The 20,808-nt window shown below is 52.0% G+C and carries 21 protein-coding genes and 3 tRNA genes; 15 read left to right on the top strand and 9 right to left on the bottom strand.

Going from position 1 to position 20,808, the window contains the following annotated elements; translation table 11 throughout:
- Positions 1–106: 106 nt before the first annotated feature.
- Positions 107–2,161 (top strand): DNA helicase IV, encoded by a 2,055-nt coding sequence (helD, locus tag FVB43_RS23055; RefSeq protein ID WP_167864851.1) that lies wholly within the window; start codon positions 107–109, stop codon positions 2,159–2,161.
- A gap of 15 nt (positions 2,162–2,176) precedes the next feature.
- Here the strand turns inward: helD and FVB43_RS23050 are convergent, their stop codons facing one another.
- Positions 2,177–2,635 (bottom strand): methylglyoxal synthase, encoded by a 459-nt coding sequence (locus FVB43_RS23050; protein ID WP_133840994.1) that lies wholly within the window; start codon positions 2,633–2,635, stop codon positions 2,177–2,179.
- Between the two features lie 75 nt (positions 2,636–2,710).
- Positions 2,711–3,352, bottom strand: coding sequence for a DUF2057 family protein (locus FVB43_RS23045; RefSeq protein ID WP_133840993.1), 642 nt, complete (start codon positions 3,350–3,352; stop codon positions 2,711–2,713).
- Between the two features lie 189 nt (positions 3,353–3,541).
- On the opposite strand from FVB43_RS23045, the gene FVB43_RS23040 reads away from it, so the two are divergent.
- The gene (locus tag FVB43_RS23040) at positions 3,542–3,955 is read left to right on the top strand and encodes a CoA-binding protein (protein WP_133840992.1); all 414 of its coding nucleotides are present in this window, start codon (positions 3,542–3,544) and stop codon (positions 3,953–3,955) included.
- A gap of 29 nt (positions 3,956–3,984) precedes the next feature.
- Here FVB43_RS23040 and hspQ read toward each other — a convergent pair whose 3' ends face one another.
- Both hspQ and rlmI read right to left on the bottom strand, forming a co-directional pair.
- On the bottom strand, positions 3,985–4,302 hold the full coding sequence (hspQ, locus tag FVB43_RS23035; protein WP_133840991.1) for a heat shock protein HspQ: 318 nt from the start codon (positions 4,300–4,302) through the stop codon (positions 3,985–3,987).
- Between the two features lie 65 nt (positions 4,303–4,367).
- The gene (gene rlmI, locus FVB43_RS23030) at positions 4,368–5,558 is read right to left on the bottom strand and encodes a 23S rRNA (cytosine(1962)-C(5))-methyltransferase RlmI (protein WP_133840990.1); all 1,191 of its coding nucleotides are present in this window, start codon (positions 5,556–5,558) and stop codon (positions 4,368–4,370) included.
- 88 nt (positions 5,559–5,646) lie between these two features.
- Between rlmI and yccX the strand changes: the two genes are divergently transcribed.
- Positions 5,647–5,925 carry an acylphosphatase gene (gene yccX / locus FVB43_RS23025; protein ID WP_133840989.1) on the top strand — a complete coding sequence of 93 codons (279 nt, stop codon included), beginning with the start codon at positions 5,647–5,649 and terminating at the stop codon, positions 5,923–5,925.
- A gap of 3 nt (positions 5,926–5,928) precedes the next feature.
- On the opposite strand, the gene tusE is transcribed toward yccX, so the two are convergent.
- Together tusE and yccA are read right to left on the bottom strand one after the other, a co-directional pair.
- Entirely contained in the window at positions 5,929–6,255 is a 327-nt protein-coding gene (tusE, locus tag FVB43_RS23020; RefSeq protein WP_133842087.1) for a sulfurtransferase TusE, read from the bottom strand.
- Positions 6,256–6,359: 104 nt separating this feature from the next.
- Positions 6,360–7,016: an FtsH protease modulator YccA gene (gene yccA / locus FVB43_RS23015; RefSeq protein WP_133840988.1), complete on the bottom strand. Its 657-nt coding sequence runs from the start codon at positions 7,014–7,016 to the stop codon at positions 6,360–6,362.
- A gap of 228 nt (positions 7,017–7,244) precedes the next feature.
- On the opposite strand from yccA, the gene FVB43_RS23010 reads away from it, so the two are divergent.
- The 3 genes from FVB43_RS23010 (at position 7,245) to FVB43_RS23000 (ending at position 7,998) form a co-directional block, all read left to right on the top strand.
- Positions 7,245–7,332 (top strand) — tRNA-Ser (locus FVB43_RS23010).
- A 245-nt stretch (positions 7,333–7,577) separates the two neighbouring features.
- A tRNA-Ser gene (locus tag FVB43_RS23005) sits at positions 7,578–7,665 on the top strand.
- A gap of 245 nt (positions 7,666–7,910) precedes the next feature.
- A tRNA-Ser gene (locus tag FVB43_RS23000) sits at positions 7,911–7,998 on the top strand.
- Positions 7,999–8,041: 43 nt separating this feature from the next.
- Here FVB43_RS23000 and FVB43_RS22995 read toward each other — a convergent pair.
- A complete protein-coding gene (locus tag FVB43_RS22995) occupies positions 8,042–8,893 on the bottom strand; it encodes a hypothetical protein (RefSeq protein WP_133840987.1) in 852 nt (283 codons plus the stop codon).
- A gap of 403 nt (positions 8,894–9,296) precedes the next feature.
- Between FVB43_RS22995 and FVB43_RS22990 the strand changes: the two genes are divergently transcribed.
- From FVB43_RS22990 to agp, 7 genes are all read left to right on the top strand, one after another.
- Positions 9,297–9,824: a fimbrial protein gene (locus FVB43_RS22990; protein ID WP_167864850.1), complete on the top strand. Its 528-nt coding sequence runs from the start codon at positions 9,297–9,299 to the stop codon at positions 9,822–9,824.
- A 130-nt stretch (positions 9,825–9,954) separates the two neighbouring features.
- The gene (locus FVB43_RS22985; RefSeq protein WP_242462177.1) at positions 9,955–12,441 is read left to right on the top strand and encodes an outer membrane usher protein; all 2,487 of its coding nucleotides are present in this window, start codon (positions 9,955–9,957) and stop codon (positions 12,439–12,441) included.
- Positions 12,442–12,446: 5 nt separating this feature from the next.
- On the top strand, positions 12,447–13,196 hold the full coding sequence (locus tag FVB43_RS22980; protein WP_133840984.1) for a fimbria/pilus periplasmic chaperone: 750 nt from the start codon (positions 12,447–12,449) through the stop codon (positions 13,194–13,196).
- Complete coding sequence (locus FVB43_RS22975) at positions 13,193–14,128, top strand: fimbrial protein (RefSeq protein ID WP_133840983.1); 936 nt, start codon at positions 13,193–13,195, stop codon at positions 14,126–14,128. Before FVB43_RS22980 ends, FVB43_RS22975 begins: the two co-directional genes overlap by 4 nt.
- Before the next feature lie 31 nt (positions 14,129–14,159).
- Entirely contained in the window at positions 14,160–14,765 is a 606-nt protein-coding gene (locus FVB43_RS22970; protein ID WP_133840982.1) for a LuxR C-terminal-related transcriptional regulator, read from the top strand.
- Complete coding sequence (locus FVB43_RS22965) at positions 14,762–15,265, top strand: fimbrial protein (protein WP_133840981.1); 504 nt, start codon at positions 14,762–14,764, stop codon at positions 15,263–15,265. The genes FVB43_RS22970 and FVB43_RS22965 overlap by 4 nt, the downstream gene beginning before the upstream one ends.
- Positions 15,266–15,569: 304 nt before the next feature.
- On the top strand, positions 15,570–17,189 hold the full coding sequence (agp, locus tag FVB43_RS22960) for a bifunctional glucose-1-phosphatase/inositol phosphatase (RefSeq protein ID WP_159337115.1): 1,620 nt from the start codon (positions 15,570–15,572) through the stop codon (positions 17,187–17,189).
- A gap of 133 nt (positions 17,190–17,322) precedes the next feature.
- Here the strand turns inward: agp and FVB43_RS22955 are convergent, their stop codons facing one another.
- Entirely contained in the window at positions 17,323–18,696 is a 1,374-nt protein-coding gene (locus FVB43_RS22955; RefSeq protein ID WP_133840979.1) for an NAD-dependent succinate-semialdehyde dehydrogenase, read from the bottom strand.
- 168 nt (positions 18,697–18,864) lie between these two features.
- Complete coding sequence (locus FVB43_RS22950; protein WP_133840978.1) at positions 18,865–19,095, bottom strand: YccJ family protein; 231 nt, start codon at positions 19,093–19,095, stop codon at positions 18,865–18,867.
- Between the two features lie 331 nt (positions 19,096–19,426).
- Here FVB43_RS22950 and FVB43_RS22945 point away from each other — a divergent pair, with 331 nt between their 5' ends.
- The gene (locus FVB43_RS22945) at positions 19,427–19,615 is read left to right on the top strand and encodes a con-10 family general stress protein (RefSeq protein ID WP_133840977.1); all 189 of its coding nucleotides are present in this window, start codon (positions 19,427–19,429) and stop codon (positions 19,613–19,615) included.
- Positions 19,616–19,733: 118 nt separating this feature from the next.
- Positions 19,734–20,639, top strand: coding sequence for a DMT family transporter (locus FVB43_RS22940; RefSeq protein WP_167864848.1), 906 nt, complete (start codon positions 19,734–19,736; stop codon positions 20,637–20,639).
- Positions 20,640–20,808: the final 169 nt, after the last annotated feature.

The following is a 20,808-nucleotide window of genomic DNA, read 5'->3' as shown; positions in this document are numbered from 1 at the left end:
ATTAACCGACAATACCTTGATTGTAACGTGTTTTAGCGCTGGAGAGGTACACGTCAGCCAGTTAAACTGTCTGATGATGAAAATAACCTCAGCCAGGGTCACCGGAATGGAACTGAAAGCAACAGCGTTGGGTAAACATCTGGCACAGCATCCTTATAATCGGGTGCGTCTTCTGACCGCAGGTGTAGAAGTTAGCGGTGAAAAGCATGAGTATTTGATCCCGTTCAATCAGTTACTTGCAATTAAATGTAAGCGTGGGCTGGTATGGGGTGAGCTTGAGTTTACGCTGCCTGACGAAAAGGTCGTGCGCCTTCACGGCACCGAATGGAGTGAAACACAGCGCTTTTTCCACTATCTCAACCAGGAATGGCAGCAGTGGAGTAAGGAAATGAGCGATGTTTCAGCCAGCGTTCTGTTAGCACAGCAGCAGCAAATTTATGAGGCGGAACAACAGGACAAATGGCTGCGTCGTAGTGATATCAGTGCCTGGCAACTGGCGATCCGTAAAGCGTTTGACGCCGTGCCGTTGCCCGCAGAACGATTGGGGGAATTTGATAATTGTCGCGAACCCTACCTTTACTGCCAGCAGTGGCTCCATAACAGCGATGCACGCCGTGTTCAGCGCAACAATGAATGGACCAACCGTATGCTGGAACAGCATGCGGATTTCTTTAATCAGGTGGAAACCTCACCGCTGAATCTTTCCCAGGCACGCTCCGTTGTTAACGGAGAGGATGCCGTGCTGGTTCTGGCGGGGGCAGGCAGTGGTAAAACATCCGTGCTGGTGGCGCGGGCAGGTTGGTTGATGATGCGTCGGCAGGCCAGTGCGGGGCAGATTCTATTGCTGGCGTTTGGTCGCCAGGCGGCCAAAGAAATGAACGAACGTATCCAGGAACGTTTGCATACCGAAGACATTCAGGCGCGAACCTTCCATTCTCTGGCATTACACATTATTCAGCAGGGCAGCAATAAAGCCCCCACGATCAGCAAACTGGAAACCGATCATGGTGCGCGTCAGGCGCTACTGATTGAGATCTGGCGACAGCAGTGTAATGAGAAAAAAGCGCATGCGAACGGCTGGCGGCAGTGGCTGACAGAGGAGCTGGAGTGGGAACTGGAGGAAGGCAGTTTCTGGCAGGACGATCGCCTGGCGCGGCGCCTAGCCAGTCGGCTTGAGCGTTGGCTTGGACTGATGCGTATGCACGGCGGAGCACAGGCTGCGATGATCGAGAGTGCACCTGACGAAGTCCGCGATCTTTTCAGCAAACGGGTCAAATTAATGGCACCGATGATGAAAGCGTGGAAGGGTGCGCTGAAAGAAGAGGGAGCGGTTGATTTCGCCGGGCTGATTCATCAGGCGGTAAATATCCTTGATAAAGGGCGCTTTATCAGCCCCTGGAAACATATTCTCGTCGATGAGTTTCAGGATATCTCTCCGCAGCGTGCCGCTTTGCTGGCGGCACTGCGCCGTCAGAATAAACAGACCACACTGTTTGCGGTGGGGGACGACTGGCAGGCTATCTATCGCTTCAGTGGCGCTGAAATGAGCTTAACAACGGCCTTCCATCACCATTTTGGTGAAGGCGACCGTTGTGTGCTGGATACCACCTACCGTTTTAATCAGCGTATTGGCGAAATCGCGAATACCTTTATTCAATGCAACCCTCATCAGTTAAAAAAACCACTTAACAGCCCGATTAAAGGCCATAAAAAAGCCATCTCTTTGTTGCCTGAAGAGCAGTTGGAAGCACTGATGAACAAGCTGAGTGGCTATGCCTCTGCTGGCGAGAGAATTCTGGTTCTGGCGCGTTATCACCATCTGCGACCGGAAATACTGGATAAAGCCGCAACGCGCTGGCCGAAGCTCAATATTGATTTTATGACTATTCATGCCAGCAAAGGGCAGCAGGCAGATTATGTCATTCTTCTGGGGTTGGCAGAGGGCAAAGAGGGCTTCCCGGCAGCAGCCAGAGAGTCAGTGATGGAAGATGCGCTGTTACCTGCCCCGGAAGACTTTCCGGACGCCGAAGAGCGAAGACTTGCGTATGTTGCAATCACGCGTGCGAAGCAGCAGGTGTGGTTAATGTATGATCGTGATCATCCCTCGGTGTTTGTTGCCGAGTTCAGCCGTCAGGGCGTACCGGTATTACGTAAACCCTGACGGCCAGCGCCTGAGTTACTTCAGGCGCTGTTGCAGGTAGCGTTCGTAATCCGGGATCTGGATTTCAACCTGGCGGGCGAACAACGGTGACTGAATAATGAAGTCAGCGGTGGCACGGTTCGTTGCAACAGGAATATTCCACACGGTGGCCAGACGCAGCAGCGCTTTCACATCGGGGTCATGTGGTACCGCATTCAGTGGGTCCCAAAAGAAAATCAGTACATCAATTTTCCCCTCCGAAATCAGCGCACCGACCTGCTGATCGCCGCCCATTGGGCCACTCAGCATCGCCGTTACCGGTAATCCGGTGGCGCGTTGTACCAGATTGCCGGTTGTTCCGGTGGCGTAAAGCGTATGATGCTGCAACTGCTCTTTATGAACATCCACCCACTGCATTAAAGCATTCTTACAGTGGTCGTGGGCTACCAGCGCGATATGTTTCTGTGGCTGGAGAGTGCGGGTTGTCTGATCCATTCAGTATCCTGGTTGGGTAGGGCAAGAGGAATAAGCAAACAGAGGATTGAGTGTAGCGCCGGGTATCTGCCGATATCAACTGGTATGCAGGGCCTTCATCAACATCACAAAACGCTGACGGGTGGCTGAATCGACCTGCAAGTACCAAAGACGCAGCATGCGTTCGGCCGGATGCTGGCTGGTTGAGGGATCGGGAAGAACAGAAGCCGATTGAGAGGTACGGCGCATTGGCTGAGCAAAGCGTGGCACCGAGGCGACTTTGTTATCGAGGTTATACTGTATCATTGCCTGTTCGAGATCGTCCTGCGTCTGCAAACGAAGCGCATCCCGTTGGCTCTCAATCTCGACGCCGTGTTCATTCACCAGCGTAAACTGCGGATTTTTGTCGAAGTGCTTTCCGTCATGCAACGTTTGCAACGCGGGTAACTGAATCACGACCGACTGAGTGCTGGCAGTAAATTTGACAATCTGAGGCGCTGAAACCCAGTTGATCGGCGTCTGCGCGTTGCGTGTGACCGTTCTTTCTACACGAAAGAGCAACTGGTGTTCCCCGCGCTCGAGTTCCAGACCTTCTGCGCCTTTGAGCAGCGAACCCGAAATCTTGTGTCCATCCAGTACCAGCAGGTCAATATCGGCTGAAAGCTTCAGCGTTGTCGCCTGCACGGTTGCGGCAACCAGCATCGCTATCAGTCCGGTGATGACCATACGCAGCTTCATTCTTTCTCCAGCAGGGTAAAGGATATAAGGGGGTGTGAATGTATCAAAGTCTTTCAGTATGGCAGCATATTAACATTTAAAAATACTTAATCGTGCTATAAATCGAGAATCGCATGAGTTGCATTTTTTAATGTGGTGAATAAGCCACACTTAGCGGCAATAGAGCCAGTAAGGCAAATGGAGGCAACAATGAGTGATAAAACCATCGCTGATGTTCTGACATCGACAAAAACCATTGCACTGGTCGGCGCCAGTGATAAACCCGGGCGGCCAAGTTACGGTGTGATGGCTTACCTGTTGTCACAAGGTTATCAGGTCATCCCGGTTAGCCCCAAACTGGCAGGCAGTACTTTGCTGGGGCAAACCGTTTACGCTGAACTGAGTGATATTCCCCACAGCATTGATATGGTCGATGTCTTTCGCAATACGGAGGCTGCGTGGGGTGTGGCGCAGGAGGCGATTGCTATTGGCGCAAAATCGCTGTGGTTCCAGATTGGCGTGATCAACGAACAGGCCGCTGTTCTGGCTGGAGAAGCCGGGTTGAAGGTGATCATGGACCGCTGCCCGAAAATTGAAATTCCCCGCCTGGGGCTGGAAAAATAACAAAAAAACCCCGTGTTAACGGGGTTTTTTTAATGCCTGAGGCTGGGGGCCTGGAGCTGCTGGCGGATTGATGCCGCCAGTTCATCTAGAGAGGGCTGTTCAGGATGCTCACCAGGTGATTCCCATGCGATTTGCGCTTCTGCCAGGTAGGTTTGCACCCGCTGACCATCATCATCTTCCATCACCACGTGATACCAGGGTGAGGAGCGAAGCGTTTCGGCGCCGTCAACCTCGTCTATAGCGGGCTCGGTTAATGAGTATTCCGGGTCGACATCAACAATAACCCCGAGAAAACCGAGTAGCTGGTGGCGTACCTGTTGTCCGATACCATATTTGCTGGCAATCATCGTAACCTCCTGAGAAAAGTTGCCCTTATCTCTATATATATGGAGGCAAAGGCAGCGTTTTCAAGTTACAACACGCGGCAGGCAAATCCTTTCAGATACATTCCTTCCGGATAGCTGGCGATAACCGGGTGATCGGCAGCCTGACGGAACTGCTCAATAAATTGAACGTCGCGCTGTGCATCAAGGGCGGCATCGGCAATGATTTTCTGGAACAGGTCAGTCGCCATCAGGCCTGAGCAGGAGAAGGTCATCAGCATCCCGCCAGGATTGAGTAACTGCATCGCCAGCATATTGATGTCTTTATAACCACGGCAGGCACCCATCAACTGGTTTTTGTTCTCAACAAATTTCGGCGGATCCATGATGATCAGATCGAATTTTTCGCCTTCCTCGCGATAACGGCGCAGCAATTTAAAGACATCGTCACGCTGGAACTTCGCTTTGCTCACATCCAGACCGTTCAGCTCCACGTTCTGGCGGGCCACATCCAGCGCAGCCTGTGAGGTATCTACACTGATCACTTCTGAGCAGTTACCCATCAGCGCCGATACCGCAAACCCACCGGTATAAGAGAAGCAGTTGAGCACACGACGGCCTTCCGCGTAGCGGCGGGTTGCCAGGCGGCTGTCACGCTGATCAAGGTAGTAACCGGTTTTATGCCCGGTCTGAATGTCGACCAGCAGTTTCATACCGTGTTCGGTAATCGGCAGCAGCTCAGGCGGAGTATCACCCAGCACTACGCCCTGGGTCAGTTCCAGACCCTCTTTTTTACGCACGCTGACATCAGAGCGGTCATAGATAGCACAATCCGGGTAGCAGGTCTGCAGAGCGGTAATCAGCGGTGCTCGCTGATACTCAGCACCGGCAGAAAGCAGTTGCAGCACCAGGAAGTTGCCGAAGCGGTCGATGGTGATACCCGGTAAGCCATCAGACTCACCGGCAATCAGTCGGTAACTGTCAAGGTTATCGCGCTGCGCCAGCCAGTCACGCAGCTGCTGCGCGGCCTGTAAACGGCGTACGAAGAAATCGATATCAATCGACTCATCCTGCTGCCAGCTCCACACGCGGGCGCGGATCTGCGATTCCGGTGACCAGGCGGCACGTGCCAGCCATTTACCCTGGCTGTCACAGACATCAATAGTTTCACCCGACTGGGCTTTGCCTTCCATACGGGCAACTGCCCCTGAGAAAACCCACGGATGGCGACGAAGTAAGGACTTTTCACGTCCTTTGGCAAGAATCAAACGAACAGTCATATTTTGCTATGCTTACACTCAGAGAATCAGTCGATATTGTCCGGTGCCGACCACGAAAAAGCAATCGGTGTTGGCAAGAGGAGAGAAAATGGCAATCATCTGCATCCGCGTATGGGTCCACGGTAGTGTTCAGGGCGTCGGGTTTCGTTACAGCACTCAGCGGGAAGCAAAAGCGCTGGGCGTGAAGGGGTATGCCAAAAATCTGGATGACGGCAGTGTTGAAGTGCTGGCCTGCGGTGAGGCGCAGCAGGTTGAGGCCCTGCTGGCGTGGCTAAAAGCAGGTGGGCCACGCAGCGCCCGCGTGGAGAAGGTGCTGGCGGAGCCACACCATCCCGCACACCTTCCGCACGGATTTAGCACGATTTAATGTTTACAGGCACTTGGCAGGTTTTGGTAGTCCGGCAATTTTTGTTGCCTGCTTCGCAGGGCCTTTTGGGAACAGTCGGAACAGATAGCGGCTGTTACCTTTCTCTTCGCCGTACTTTTGTGCCATCGCTTTCACCAGCATTCTCACCGCCGGGGAGGTATTGAACTCCAGATAGAAGGCGCGCACAAAGTGCACCACCTCCCAGTGGGCCTCACTTAATTCAATCCCTTCCTCTGCGGCTAACAGCGGGGCCAGCCCTTCGCTCCACGCGGCAGTAGATTTCAAATATCCCTGAGCGTCACGTTCAATCTCTTTCCCGTCAAACTGCACTGTCATTGCCTCACACTAAAAATCGGCGATCAGTTTACCAAACTTTTGGCCCAGCAAAAATAAAGCCCCGCAGTGCGGGGCTTTAATAACGTTGTTTGTATGACTTAGTTACTGCGTGACATACCCAGCAGGCTCAGCAGACTGACAAAGATGTTGTAGATAGAAACATACAGACTGACGGTGGCGCGGATATAGTTGGTTTCGCCACCGTGAATGATGTTGCTGGTTTCCCACAGAATGGCCCCGGTAGAGAACAGCACAAACAGCACGCTGATCGCCATATGCAGGGCAGGGATGTTAAGGAAGATATTGGCCACGACGGCAATCAACAGCACCACAAAGCCCGCCATCAGCATCCCGGAAAGGAAAGACATGTCCTTACGGGTGGTCAGCACATAGGCTGAACAGCAGAAGAAGACTAATGCTGTGCCCCCTAATGCCAGCCCGATCACATCACCCATTCCAGCAGACAGGAAGCTGTTCAGGATTGGGCCCAGGCAATAACCCAGGAAACCGGTAAAGGCAAAGGCCGCCAGAATACCCGCCGGGCTGTTAGCCAGGCGATGGGTCAGGAACATCAGACCATAAAAGCCGACCAGCATCAGTATTAAACCGGGTGCCGGCAGCGCGTACACAGTACTTAGCGTGGCAGTCACCGCTGAGAACGCTAAGGTCAGGCCGAGCAGAAAATAAGTATTACGCAGGACTGTGTGCGTGCTCAGTAACGAGCTGTCGCGCGTGGACGAAACAATGCGATCCATAAATCACCTCTTAGGGTCACGAAAGTAAGACTCAGACTATCATGCAGAATAAGGAGCAGATGGCGGTGGGGAAAGGCGTTTTACCCTTCTTTACGCGCTAATCCGCTGATTCTTTAAACAAGATGGCGATATTAGCGACAATCAAACCGTTTGAGGCTTTTTTTTTGGCAGTTGATACAAAACTCACTTTACAAGCAGAACAGGGATGTTTATAGTGCGCCCCATTGTGGAAGCGTGGCCGAGTGGCTGAAGGCACCGGTCTTGAAAACCGGCGACGGGAAACCGTTCTAGAGTTCGAATCTCTACGCTTCCACCATCAAATCCAACGGGTCAGCGTAAGCTGGCCCGTTTTGCTATGCGCGAAATAAAAAAGCGGGTGATGTGCTGCTGCGGCTTTTTACTCCTTTTTGATCTCTATTGCTGAAATTTACAGCAAACAATCACAAATGCTCACAAAATCAACAAAGTAGCGAAAAATAGTGTTGGCAAAGTGAAAAACATCTCCTATACTGCGCTCCATCAGTTAGCGAGAGTCTTCTTAAGCAAAGCTGATAACCGTGTGGAAGCGTGGCCGAGTGGCTGAAGGCACCGGTCTTGAAAACCGGCGACGGGAAACCGTTCTAGAGTTCGAATCTCTACGCTTCCACCATCAAATCCAACGGGTCAGCGTAAGCTGGCCCGTTTTGCTATGCGCGAAATAAAAAAGCGGGTGATGTGCTGCTGCGGCTTTTTACTCCTTTTTGATCTCTATTGCTGAAATTTACAGCAAACAATCACAAATGCTCACAAAATCAACAAAGTAGCGAAAAATAGTGTTGGCAAAGTGAAAAACATCTCCTATACTGCGCTCCATCAGTTAGCGAGAGTCTTCTTAAGCAAAGCTGATAACCGTGTGGAAGCGTGGCCGAGTGGCTGAAGGCACCGGTCTTGAAAACCGGCGACGGGAAACCGTTCTAGAGTTCGAATCTCTACGCTTCCACCATCCATTCTGACCCCGTGCTGGCAACAGCGCGGGGTTTTTCGTTTTATCGCATCCCAGATAACCCGTGTTCAACAGTCGCCAGATAAATACAAAAATAATCTTTTACCATATCAATAAATTCCTGAGAAAGTGCGAGTTGCTGTGACTCGTCCTGTATCTTCAGCAGATTGACCTGCTCTGCTGCCTGTAGGCAGCGCCGAATATGTGACCTTGAGACGCCACAGAAAAAAGCGGCTTTGAGAATATTGTAATGAATGATCGGTGATTTCTGTTTGATGCTCTCAAGATAGATATTAAACATAATCATATGACCGCCATCCCGACTCAAAAACTCGCCGCTGCCTGGCACCAAATCATGCAGAAATAACCGATTCAGGGTGATCTCTGAGTAAGTGCGGAAGAATTCCGGCACAAAATTTGGATGTTTTTGATAAAAGTTCAAATCAAAATCATCTATCAACATGGCACAAGGAATCAGCATCGTGTTAATCATGCGCCGGGTTTCTGCCAGCGCTTTCGTTGTCGGTTTATAGTTGAGCTTACGTTTATCTTTTGCATCGCGATAAACCTCCAGTCTTCCCCCCACGCGCAAAAAAAGCAAAAAAGAATCCAGTGAATTACTGCTAAACAGGTCATTTCCAATACAAAATCGTTTAATGTCTTTAAACGTACTACCTGAACGTGTGTAGTAAATACCTAATATGGCTGAGCCGACAATAAATCTGTTTGCCTTGAACAGAGTCTTGAAATAGAGCGGATTAGTTAAGTACTGTTTAAGTAAAAGATCATAGTGGCATTGAATGGCATCATCAATCTTACTCCTCTCCCTGAATTCCCTGGACATACTTTTTAGCTTAACTTCCAGCGCTAACTTCTTCCTACTAACAAAAGGCATACGTAAATATCTTATTTTCTTATTTTAAAATTGGTAAGAATTATCTTATTTGCCACAGGTGATTGTGTCAACCAACTAAGATATTTTGCTTTGCGTTTTTCTCTATGGATTCGATAGCTGGATAATAAACACCTTGTTTTACATGTATTTAGTTGTTGTTGAATATATCGCTCCACTTAAAAATGCTATCACAATGTTAATAATATATTTAACTTTATGTTTTTTAAGGTTTTTAAATTAACAACAAAAATGGACAGTGACTTGATGAAAGATCGGATTAGTATTGCGGCACTTCACAACGGAATACCCGAGATGAGTCTGGCTGTCATTTAAGTAAACTAAAGCCGGAGCTTTTGTGAGGATGGATCATTCTGCAAGACAGATAAAACTCAAGGATATCTAAATGGAAATTAAAAAAATCGCTGCTATTTCACTTTTCACTATCGCAGTGTCAGGTGCAGTTAATGCCGCCGATGAAGGAAGTGGTAAAATTACTTTTTACGGTTCAATCGTCAATGCACCTTGCTCAATTGCACCCAATGTTGACGACCAGAAAATCCCTCTGGGGCAGGTGTCGAATACATTGCTGGCTAACGGCGGAGAGCAGACTGCGATCCCTTTTACCATTGATTTACAGAACTGCGATAACAGCACGAAAAAAACGGTAACCGCGACCTTTACCGGTAAATCCGGTGTGGATGGCCGACTGGGTATTACCGGAGAAGCAAGCGGTGCCAGTATTCTTTTGCGCGATGGTAGCGGCAAGAAAATCGAGCTGGGTACAGCAACTACAGCACAGAATATTAATGGTGGTGCGAACACTCTGCAATTCACCGCAGCACTGAAAGGTGATGGTACAACCGATGAACCTGTTGCTGTAGGCACGGGTGCATTCACCGCGGTCACAAATTTCACCCTGGCTTATCCCTGATATCCTTTTTGCCGGATGAACATGGCGTCCGGGATCCCGGGCGCTATTTATTTGTTTATCAGACGAAAACGGATCCTCCGCCTGCTTAATTATGGAAAAAGTAACATTAAAAATAAAATTTCCAGGGATATTGTCTATTTCCATTTTTCTGGGGTTGGCGGTATGGGGTGGTCGTGTTCATGCTGATGATATTCAGTTCAATACCGATCTGTTTGATGTGGAAGACCGTCAGAATATTGATGTATCGAATTTTACCCATAAGGGCTACATCATGCCGGGTCGTTACCCCATGAATATCCGTCTGAATAACGATCCGCTGGCAGAACGCGCCATCAATTTTTATTTAGCGGAAGACCATCCTGAGACGAGCCTGCCGTGCCTTGATGCGCAACTCGTCAGCGAGCTGGGGCTGCGATCCGAATCTGTCAGTACGTTGAAGTGGTGGCATGAGGGGCAGTGCCTCGATATTCGCAGCCTGAAAGGAATGCAGGCAAGGGGCGATCTTTCCACCACAACGCTGGCGATTAGTGTGCCACAGGCATTCCTCAACTATCAGTCCGCCAACTGGGATCCTCCCTCGCGTTGGGATGAGGGGATCCCTGGCGTGCTGTTTGATTACAACCTGAATAGCCAGGTCCGTTTTACCCCTCATGCCGGTGAGCAGCGAACCACCGCCGGAACAGGCGTCGCCGGTGCCAACCTCGGTCCCTGGCGGCTACGTGCAGACTGGCAGGGGCGTCGCGACACACTCAATGGTATTACGCGCAATACCTTCGACTGGACGCGTTACTCTGCCTCACGCGCGCTGCCGGAAAGCGGAGCCAGGCTGGTAGTCGGTGAGGACTATCTGGTCTCTGATATTTTCGACAGCTTCCGCTTTGCTGGTGTCAGCCTGATCACCGATGACAATATGTTACCTCCCAACCTCCGTGGCTACGCACCGGAAATTACCGGTGTGGCGCGTACCCACGCCAGAGTCGTCGTGATGCATCAGGGACGTGTCCTTTATCAGACTCAGGTGGCCGCAGGGCCGTTCCGCATCCAGGATATTGATGATTCAGTGCTGGGGGAATTACAGGTTCGTATCGAAGAAGAGGATGGGTCGGTTCAGACTTTCACCCTTAACACCGCGACGATCCCCTATCTGACGCGTCCCGGACAGTTGCGTTACAAAATGGCGCTGGGGCAGCCGATAAACGGGCAGCACAGTATGAGTGGGCCGCAGTTTGCCAGCGGCGAATTCTCCTGGGGAGTGAATAACGGCTGGTCGCTGTATGGCGGAGCGATCGGCAGTGAGCACTATCAGGCGCTTGCCAGCGGGATTGGTCGCGATCTGCTGGTGTTCGGTGCCATGTCTTTTGACGTGACTCATTCGGTGGCCCGACTTCCGTGGGGAGATACCCGTCAGGGGAATTCATACCGACTGAGCTATTCCAAACGCTTTGACGATTATGGCAGTCAGGTCACCTTTGCCGGCTATCGCTTTTCTGAACGCGAGTTTATGACGATGGATGCATTTCTCGATGCCGAACGTCACGGTAACGGGCAAAGCAACAGCCGTGAAATGTACACCGTCACGCTGGCTCAGGATTTGCGGGCACTGGGAACCAGCGCACAGCTCAGTTACAACCGTCAAACCTATTGGGACAGGCCGGAAAGCGAACGCTATAGCCTGGCATTGTCGCGCTACTTCGACATTCTGCAGTGGAAAAATGCCAGCCTTTCATTCTCTGCCTGGCAGAACCGTTATAACCAACTGAGTGATAAAGGGCTTTATCTCTCTTTATCATTACCTATTGGTCATCAGGGCACTCTCAGCTATAGCGGTTCGAGTGGGCGCAATAATAACAGCCAGCAGGTTAATTATTACAACCAGATAAATAATAACGACAGTTACAGTCTCAGTGCCGGAACCACCAATAGCAGTAATACCCTGTCCGGATATTATCTGCATGATGGCAGTAGTGCACAGCTGACCGGAAGCGTCAATGTGCAGCAAGATAATTTTCAGGCCTTTGGCGCCTCGTTGAAAGGTGGAATAACCGCGACAGCAAAAGGGGTAGCGGCGCACCGTCAGAACTCTCCTGGGGGAACGCGTTTATTACTGGATACCGACGGTGTTGCCAATATTCCAGTGCGGGCCAACGGCGGAATTGTTTACAGCAATAGTCGCGGGAAATTAGTGATTTCCGATATCAGCAGCTATTACCGAAATCAGGTGGGCATTGATATTAATAAACTGCCGGAAAACGCCGAAGTTACCTCATCCATTGTGCACGCCACGCTCACCGAAGGGGCGATTGGTTATCGTCATTTTCCGGTACTGGCGGGATTGAAAGCGATGGCCGTTATCCGTCTTGAAGAGGGGACATCCCCGCCGTTCGGAGCACAGGTGATGAATGCACGTCAGCAGGCGGTGGGGTTGGTGGCGTATGGCGGCAGCGTTTATCTCAGTGGCATGCAGTCAGGAGAACATTTGAGCGTCTCCTGGGATGGCAGACAACAGTGCCAGATTACGCTGCCGCTATTGAATAAAGACAGGCTGGATAATCTTCTACTGCCGTGTATCGGCGACCACGCGATGTCGGGTAAGCCCCAGAATCAAATCAAGGAATAAATGTAATGAAACAGTCAACAAGCACGGGGGTGCTGAATACCCTTGCCGCCGGTATAGTCTTTTTTTCATCCTGGTCGCAGGCGGCTCTTTCTCTCGATCGTACCCGTATTATTTTGGATGCAGGAAACCCGTCGGTCAGCCTGACCATTGCCAATGAAAATCCCCGGCTTCCTTATCTTGCTCAGGGCTGGATTGAGAATGAACAAGGTGAAAAAGTGAATTCACCGTTAACGGTACTGCCGCCAGTACAGCGCATAGAGGCCGGTGATAAAAGCCAGATAAAGATACAGTCGCTTTCTTCGGTGAATTTACTTTCCCAGGATAAAGAAACGTTATTTTATTTTAACCTGCGCGAAATTCCACCGCGCTCCGATCAGCCAAATACGCTGCAAATCGCGTTGCAGACGAAAATAAAATTATTCTATCGCCCGGAGGCGCTGCAGATTTCGTCCGCGCAATATGCCTCACCGATTCAACAGCAGGTGCAGCTGGTCCGCAAAGGAGGGCGCTACCGTTTGCACAATCCCACGGGTTACTACATCACGATTATTGAAGCCAGCCACGGCAAGGGAGAGGAGCCTCTTAAGGACTTCACCCCGGTGATGGTTGCCCCGCGTGCTGACGTGGAGCTGAATGTCAGCCCCGCTGCGTTGGGGGACGCGCCGGTACTCCAATACGTCAATGATTTTGGTGGCCGATCCAGCCTGATATTCCGCTGCCATGGGATGACCTGTAAGGTCATCACACAAGCATGAAACGTTTGATGCTCTGGCTGATCGTAATGCTGCTGCCGCTAAAGGCGCTGGCCTTCTCCTGCATTGATAAACGCGATGGTAAAGCGTTTGATGCTGTCGGACAGCGCAATATTGATGTCACCGTTAACCTGTCGCCGGAAATTATGATCGGTGACGTAGTGGTGTTCGATCTGTCCCAATACTTTACCTGTCAAAACACCATCCCTGCCCGCTACGTCGACTATATGCGCATCAATGCCGGGACCTATCAAACCTCGCTGGATGCCTCTTTCAACAGCGGTCTGGAGATTAACGGTAAGCGCTATCTCAACCCGATAACCTCAGCGCTGACGATTTATGAGCTGCGCGATGGTAACTGGCATGATCTGCAGGTTAAAGCGTTCTATCAGTTGAAAGATAATCCAGGGCGCGGCGTGTATATCAAGGCCGGTACCGTTGTGGCCAGTATGCAGATGTATAAATGGAGCGCGCCCGCCGGCGGCGTGTTTACCGCTAACTGGCGGGTGATTGCTGCCAATGATGCTTACTACACCTCCGGTACCTGTGCGATCAACAACGGGCAGGATATTGATGTGAGTTTTGGCTATATCGCGCGTAATCAGTTAAGCCAGAGCGCGACCCTGTCGCCGTTCCGCCGTGAAGTGCACATTCCCTATCAGTGTAAAGATACCAGTAGCTGGCCGATAAAAATGACGCTATCAGCGGATGTCAGCAGCTTCTCGGGCAACGCGATTAAAACCACCAATCCTGACCTGGCGGTACAGATTTACCATCAGGGCAAACTGGTCCGTCCGTTCGACAGCATCAGTAGCCGGATTACCCATGGTGTGGGCGGCGATGATTTCAGCTTCGTGCTGCTCAGATCCTCCAATGCGGCGGTGGCTACCGGGCCATTCAACGCCACGGCGGTATTGGTAATGAGTCTGCAATAAAGCCAGTTGCTATTCGGGTCAAGGAGAAAAGATGTCCGATCCACGCTGTTTAACGCTGGTAATGTTCGATCATGACCGTTTCTTTGTCGAGGGGGTTCTGCGCTTTCTACAGTCTCAGTATCCGCATACTGTCAGGAGGCTATCGACCAGGCCGGTCAAAAAAGTGGACCTGTTACTGACGGGACTGGATGCCGTTTCACTCTGTGCCTCGCTGCAGTTCGGGCGGATGATGACAGCAGAAAGCCAGCTAGTCGTGGTTCATCATTCGTTTGAAGAAAGCTGCAGAGGATTACCGCCAGGCCTGCAACGTTACCCCACACGGCATCTTCACCCCAGGCAGTCACTGGAACAACTGGGCAAGGTGTTTAAGCAACTGATACCGGATAAAAATCGGCTGATTACCCTTATCGACCCGCGGGCGGTCAAAGAAGATGTCCTTACGCCACGCGAGAAAATGCTCATTGCACATTTGCGCAGCAGCTTAACACCGCGCCAGATTGCAGCCAGCATGGCTTTACATCCTAAAACCATCAGTACTTACAAACGTTCGGTGATGTTGAAACTGGGGATGCAAAAAAATCTGGAACTTTATCACTGGTTATTTTATTCCTCATTATCAGAAGGGGAACGATCATGACACGATACGGGTCAGCGTGGTTGTGCCTGGCGGTTGCTTTTAGCTGTGAAGGCGCGGATAACGGCTATGGAAAAATTAATATTTCTGGCGTGGTGGTGGATGCCCCATGCTCTATCTCTCCGGGGGCCGATAATATCCAGGTCAACTTTGGTGATGTCAGTGCTTCTGCGCTGCAGAACGGGCATGAGTCCGCAGCGGTGGACTTTTCGCTGGATCTGCTGCGCTGCAGTACCTCGCTGAAAAATCGGGTACGCGTGACTTTCCAGGGTACGGCGTTTCCTGATGGTTTATTTTCGGTCGGGCAGGGTAACACTACCGTGGGTATTGCCGTTCGTGACCGCTTCGGGCAGCAGGTATTCAATAACCAGCCTGTTGCATGGCAGCGCATTAATAATGGCGATAATCAGCTCCGTTTTTCCTCGGTACTGAAAGGACGTGCAGCGGTGGTGAGCAGCGGCAGCTTTCAGACTCAGGTACTGTTTACGGTGGAATACCTCTGAGCCATAAGAAACAGGGCGTAACCGGGACGAACACCCTTCTGTTTTCCCCGGCTTCCTGTTATTTTCTTCACGGGTGGGCGATTAGATCATTCCTAAAAACATCTTGTTTCTTTTCAAACTCCTGAAGCCACTAAACCGCCGGGTGCAGAGTCTGCTATATTCTCACTATTCATCTTTCTATGAGCATCTGGCTTGTACTCTGGAGAGCGGTTGTGGTGAGTCAGTGCCGATGCGCTGATTTATTTCTGCGCTGCATGTTAGGCCAGCCAGCCAGTTTACCCCTTTGAATCAATGGAATACACACATGATCAACAAGTATAGTCTTTGTGCGTTAGCCGTTTGCTCCGCACTTTCCGGGGTTCCTGCCTGGGCTGCTGATAGTGATTACCAGCTGGAACAAGTGCTGATGATGAGCCGCCACAATCTGCGTGCTCCCTTAGCGGATAACGGCAGCGTACTGGCACAGGCGACAAAAAAAGCCTGGCCGAAGTGGGATGTAGCGGGTGGACAGCTGACCACCAAAGGCGGCGTGCTGGAAGTGTATATGGGGCGCTATACCCGTGAATGGCTGGCACAGCAGGGCTTGGTAAAAGACGGTGAGTGTCCGGCACCTGATGACGTCTATGCTTATGCAAACAGCCTGCAACGCACCGTTGCTACCGCCCAGTTCTTCGTGGCGGGGGCTTTCCCTGGCTGTGATGTTGCCGTTTCTCATCAGGATGAGATGGGATCGATGGACCCGGTGTTTAATCCGGTGATCACCAACGGCAGTGAAGATTTTAACAAACAGGCGCTGACCGCGATTAACGGCGAAGGCGAGAAGCTGGCATTGAAACCCGCTTTCCAGCGTCTGGAAAAAATCATCGACTATAAAAATTCACCTGCCTGTGACGGTAAAAAGCAGTGTGATCTTTCCAGCGATAACCAGAACAAATTCAGTGCCGATAACGGTAAAGAACCGAATGTGTCTGGCCCGCTGAAGGTGGGGAACTCACTGGTTGATGCCTTCACCCTACAATATTACGAAGGCTTCCCGATGGAGCAGGTCGCCTGGGGGCAGATCAAAACGCCTGAGCAGTGGAAAGAACTGGCGGCGATCAAAAATGGTTATCAGGACACGCTGTTCACCTCTCCGATTGTCGCACGTGAAGTGGCTGCCCCGCTGGTGGACTACATCCGCAGCTTGCTGGTCGATCAGGATCAAGCCACTGCGCCTAAAGTAACCTTAATGGTTGGCCATGATTCGAATATCGCGTCACTGCTGACAGCCCTTGATTTCAAACCTTATGATCTGCCAGGACAAAACGAGCAAACGCCGATTGGCGGTATGGTGCAGTTCCAGCGCTGGCATGATAAGAAAAATGACCGTGAGTTGGTGAAGGTGGAATACGTCTACCAGACGTCCAGCCAGCTGCGTGATGCGGAAGCTCTGTCCCTGGATAACCCACCGAAGCGTGTCACTCTGCAAATGGCTGGTTGTCCGACCGATGCTAACGGTTTCTGTTCATGGGATCAGTTCACTCAGGTTCTGAACAAGTCGTTGCAGGGAACGCCGTTACAGGTGGCTGAACAGGCACCGGCTGCTGCGCCAGCTACCCCGGCGACCAAACCGGCTGACGAAAAAGCCGTCGTCAATAAGACACTGGCGGACAAAGCGGCCGCAGACCAGGCCGCAGCGGATAAAGCGGCTCAGGCCAAAGCCTCTGCGGAGAAAGCGGCTGCTGATAAAGCCGCTGCAGATAAAGCAGCGAAAGAGAAAGCCGCTGCAGATAAGGCCGCCGCTGAACAGGCCGCAAAAGATAAAGCGGCAGCAGACAAAGCCTCCGCAGACAAAGCGGCTGCCGATAAAGCCGCAGCGGATAAAGCGAAAGCGGACAAAGCAAAAGCAGAAAGCGCGCCAGACGCGAAACCTGCAGCTAACTGATCTGGGGGGAGGCATTGACGTCTCCCCACGTTCAGAGATGAAAAGGGGCGACCTGGTTAACAGGTCGCCCCTTTTTTAATGGCGATATTTTGATGAGCGGGAGCGGCTAAAGAAGACGACTCCCGACACATCCTTAATCCTTACTGATCACCACCAGTTTCTGGTTCACAAACTCTTTAATGCCGAGGTCGGAAAGTTCACGACCATATCCTGACCGTTTCACGCCCCCGAAGGGCAGTTCTGCCGCGGTATTGCTCGACGAGTTGATGTACACCATCCCGGTTTCAATCCGCGAAGCCAGTGCTTTGCCACGGGCGATATCTTTCGTGAACACGGCGCCACCCAGTCCGTAGTGCGAATCATTGGCCAGTTTCACCACGTCATCGTCATTTTTCACCACATAGATCTGAGCCACCGGTCCGAAGAACTCTTCAAAGTACGCCGGATTGTCGCGTGTGATGCCGGTCAGGATGGTGGGCTGATAGAAACAGCCGTCACCCGGTACGGGCGCACCACCGAGCAGCACGTTAGCGCCTTTCTCTTTCGCCTGCTGAACCTGCTTATGCAGACGATCGCGTGCCTCAGCGGAGGAGAGTGGGCCGAGAGTGGTGCTGGCATCAAGTGGATCGCCAATTTTCACCGCCTTAAATGCCTCGGTCATTTTTTCCAGGAAGCGATCGGCCACCTTCTCATGCACCAGGAAGCGTTTGGCGGCGGTACACACCTGGCCGCAGTTGCTCAGGCGGGCACCAACACCGGCCTTCACGGCTTTCTCCAGGTCGCTGTCGTCCAGTACCACAAACACATCGTTGCCGCCCAGTTCGAGCGTGGTCTTTTTCAGATATTTCCCCGCCTGCTGTGCCACTGCGCTGCCGGCACGCTCGGAACCGGTGAGAGCGGCACCCTGCACACGGTCATCAGCGATCAGCGCTGCCACCTGATCGTTACTGGCGAAGATATTGGTCCACGCTCCCGCTGGCGCACCGGCTTCGGTCACCAGAGCCTCGAATAACACGGCACAGTGCGGAACATTTTGCGCATGTTTTGCCAGTACCGGGTTTCCGGCAGCGAGGTTAGGCGCCAGCACACGCATTAGCTGATAAAACGGGAAGTTCCAGGGCTCAACGGCCACCAGAACGCCAATCGGATGGTTCTCTACCCAGGCCTCGCCAAGTTCACTGGGGTAGGGCGTTGGCGCAAGAAAACGCCCGGCATTCTCGGCATAGTAGCGGGCAATCTGTGCACAGAGTTGCACTTCACCGCGACTTTGCTCAATCAGTTTTCCCATCTCAATACTGGCCGCTTCGGCCAGTTCGTCAACACGGCTATCAATCAAATCTGCCAGTTTTTTCAGCACCTGCACTCGGGGCTGGAGATCGCCTTTGGACCAGTCAGAGTGATACAGCGCATCGGCGGTGGCCAGCGCCTGTTCAATCTGGCTGTCGCTATGGTCAGGCCAGGACTTGATCAGCTTATTACTTGCGGGATTAATCGTCTGGTACGGCATTACGCCTCCTTTGGATAGTGTCAGTAATCAGCCGGGTTCTGGCTGTCAGTATGTCAACCCAGCATTAAGCGTAGACGACATGACGGCAGGTTGGTGGGTTCTCAGAGGAGTCTCAGTTGCAAAATGTAAGCGTTGAAACGGCGGGCGCAGATACCCGCCGATGGGGTATCAGACGTTCCTGCGCTCAACCACCTTATTATCCCAGGTGAGCACATCTGCACCGGTCTTATCAAAGGCGCGCAGCAGGACCTCATCGCTACCCTGTTGCTGCCAGATAGCTTCGGCCAGACGCTCATCGTAATTCGCGACCTCAAAGATAGCTTCGGCGATTTCGGGTGACGTTCCGCGCAGACTTGCCCATTCGCCAACGTGATGCGCTTTCGATTGTTGTGTTGCCATAACGCTCTCCTGTGGTTGATGTTGTCCGTTCAATGCCTGATTCGTCAGTATAGAAGAGTGCGCGTTGCCTGCTCGTGGTGCAATCAATGTTTGCTTAAAAAAACAGCGCGTTCACATTTTTTGCCACAATGCATTAATAAAAATTAAGGGGATAAATCAGTGCATTCGGGGCTATCTGGCACAGGAAATGTCGAGTCAGCGATGCATCCTTAGTTGAATACACTATGCTTAACAACGCGGCAGGCCAGCGTTTGCCGCCATTGTTGCCGGGAAACGCCAGCTGAGCACGGGCACAATGCAGTATGATGTCTTAACTATTCGGAGGTAAGAAATGGCAGAACATCGTGGTGGATCTGGAAATTTCGCTGAAGACCGTCAAAGAGCATCAGAAGCCGGGCGTAAAGGCGGCAAGGTCAGCGGGGGGAATTTTAAGAACGATCCTCAGCGCGCCTCTCTGGCAGGAGAAAAAGGTGGCCGCAACAGTCGCGGGAGCAAAAGTAAGACCGATGACGGTAACTAAGCAGCCATGCCGCCCGCCGCCGGGTTCTCCGGCGGCATAAACATCCCCCCATTTTCAACGCTTGACCCCCCGCAGCGAACGCAGCACACTGACGCCAAATTTCCAGCAGAGTGCGCCAATGTCCGGTTTTTTATCACGTTATAAATTTGCAGTGAACCCCCAGGAAGGGGTGCTGATCCTGATCACGATGGTCTGGGGCGGCACCTTCCTCGCCGTGCATCATGCCATGACGGTCAGCGGCCCCTTCTTTTTTATCGGCGTGCGCTTTGCTACAGCGGCCGTGTTGCTCGGGCTGATTTCATGGCGGGTTCTGCGGGGTGTCACCTGGTATGAGGTGAAAGCGGGGGCGCTGATTGGTCTGGCGATTGGCCTTGGCTATGGTTTGCAAACCTACGGCATGCAGACGATTACCAGCAGCAAATCGGCGTTTATCACGGCGCTCTATGTGCCGCTGGTGCCGCTGTTACAGTGGGTTTTTCTTGGCCGAATGCCCGGGCTGATGTCGTGGGTGGGTATCGTGCTGGCTTTTGGCGGTCTGCTGCTGTTGGCGGGGCCGGAAAGCGGTGAGATGGCGTTCAACGCCGGAGAGATTGCCACGTTGTTGAGCACGCTGGCTATCGCGGCGGAGATCATCCTGATCAGCGCCAGTGCAGGAAAAGTCAATGTGCAGCGCGTCACCGTGATCCAACTGGCGGCGGCTTCTCTTTTTGGCTTCGTAATGATGGTCCCGAATGGCGAGTCGGTGCCGCCGTTCAGTCCTTATCTGCTCTACAGCGCCATCGGGCTGGGCATCGCCAGCGCACTGATCCAGGTGACCATGAACTGGGCACAGCGCAGCGTGTCGCCCACGCGAGCCACGGTCATCTATGCGGGTGAGCCGGTTTGGGCCGGGATTGTCGGGCGTATTGCCGGGGAGCGATTGCCGGGTATCGCCCTGCTGGGCGGGGCACTGATCGTACTGGGCGTGCTGATCAGCGAGCTGAAGCTGAAACGGAGAAAAGCTGCCCCTGAAAAGCCTGCGTAAAACGGATGGCATGCCTCATCTCTACGAGATGAATGAAGTGTTCAGCTGTGGATGGGACATGTGGACCGAATTGTTTCGTAGGGGTCGGGCATGGGTACAGACCGACCACATGGGTAACACTTTAGACTGACCACATGGGTAACAGTTATAAACGGCATAGCGGAGGAGA

The organism is Erwinia rhapontici (genome assembly GCF_012271765.1).
Classification (GTDB): domain Bacteria; phylum Pseudomonadota; class Gammaproteobacteria; order Enterobacterales; family Enterobacteriaceae; genus Erwinia; species Erwinia rhapontici.
Note: the sequence above shows the minus strand (reverse complement) of the source record. Positions and strands in the feature narration are given on the sequence as shown.

Bases quoted from the DNA above. Each gene is read 5' to 3' on its own strand.
- helD (WP_167864851.1), top strand. From the start codon at position 107: ATGGAACTGAAAGCAACAGCGTTGGGTAAACATCTGGCACAGCATCCT.
- FVB43_RS23050 (WP_133840994.1), bottom strand. From the start codon at position 2,635: ATGGATCAGACAACCCGCACTCTCCAGCCACAGAAACATATCGCGCTG.
- FVB43_RS23045 (WP_133840993.1), bottom strand. From the start codon at position 3,352: ATGAAGCTGCGTATGGTCATCACCGGACTGATAGCGATGCTGGTTGCC.
- FVB43_RS23040 (WP_133840992.1), top strand. From the start codon at position 3,542: ATGAGTGATAAAACCATCGCTGATGTTCTGACATCGACAAAAACCATT.
- hspQ (WP_133840991.1), bottom strand. From the start codon at position 4,302: ATGATTGCCAGCAAATATGGTATCGGACAACAGGTACGCCACCAGCTA.
- rlmI (WP_133840990.1), bottom strand. From the start codon at position 5,558: ATGACTGTTCGTTTGATTCTTGCCAAAGGACGTGAAAAGTCCTTACTT.
- yccX (WP_133840989.1), top strand. From the start codon at position 5,647: ATGGCAATCATCTGCATCCGCGTATGGGTCCACGGTAGTGTTCAGGGC.
- yccA (WP_133840988.1), bottom strand. From the start codon at position 7,016: ATGGATCGCATTGTTTCGTCCACGCGCGACAGCTCGTTACTGAGCACG.
- FVB43_RS22995 (WP_133840987.1), bottom strand. From the start codon at position 8,893: ATGCCTTTTGTTAGTAGGAAGAAGTTAGCGCTGGAAGTTAAGCTAAAA.
- FVB43_RS22990 (WP_167864850.1), top strand. From the start codon at position 9,297: ATGGAAATTAAAAAAATCGCTGCTATTTCACTTTTCACTATCGCAGTG.
- FVB43_RS22980 (WP_133840984.1), top strand. From the start codon at position 12,447: ATGAAACAGTCAACAAGCACGGGGGTGCTGAATACCCTTGCCGCCGGT.
- FVB43_RS22975 (WP_133840983.1), top strand. From the start codon at position 13,193: ATGAAACGTTTGATGCTCTGGCTGATCGTAATGCTGCTGCCGCTAAAG.
- FVB43_RS22970 (WP_133840982.1), top strand. From the start codon at position 14,160: ATGTCCGATCCACGCTGTTTAACGCTGGTAATGTTCGATCATGACCGT.
- FVB43_RS22965 (WP_133840981.1), top strand. From the start codon at position 14,762: ATGACACGATACGGGTCAGCGTGGTTGTGCCTGGCGGTTGCTTTTAGC.
- agp (WP_159337115.1), top strand. From the start codon at position 15,570: ATGATCAACAAGTATAGTCTTTGTGCGTTAGCCGTTTGCTCCGCACTT.
- FVB43_RS22955 (WP_133840979.1), bottom strand. From the start codon at position 18,696: ATGCCGTACCAGACGATTAATCCCGCAAGTAATAAGCTGATCAAGTCC.
- FVB43_RS22950 (WP_133840978.1), bottom strand. From the start codon at position 19,095: ATGGCAACACAACAATCGAAAGCGCATCACGTTGGCGAATGGGCAAGT.
- FVB43_RS22945 (WP_133840977.1), top strand. From the start codon at position 19,427: ATGGCAGAACATCGTGGTGGATCTGGAAATTTCGCTGAAGACCGTCAA.
- FVB43_RS22940 (WP_167864848.1), top strand. From the start codon at position 19,734: ATGTCCGGTTTTTTATCACGTTATAAATTTGCAGTGAACCCCCAGGAA.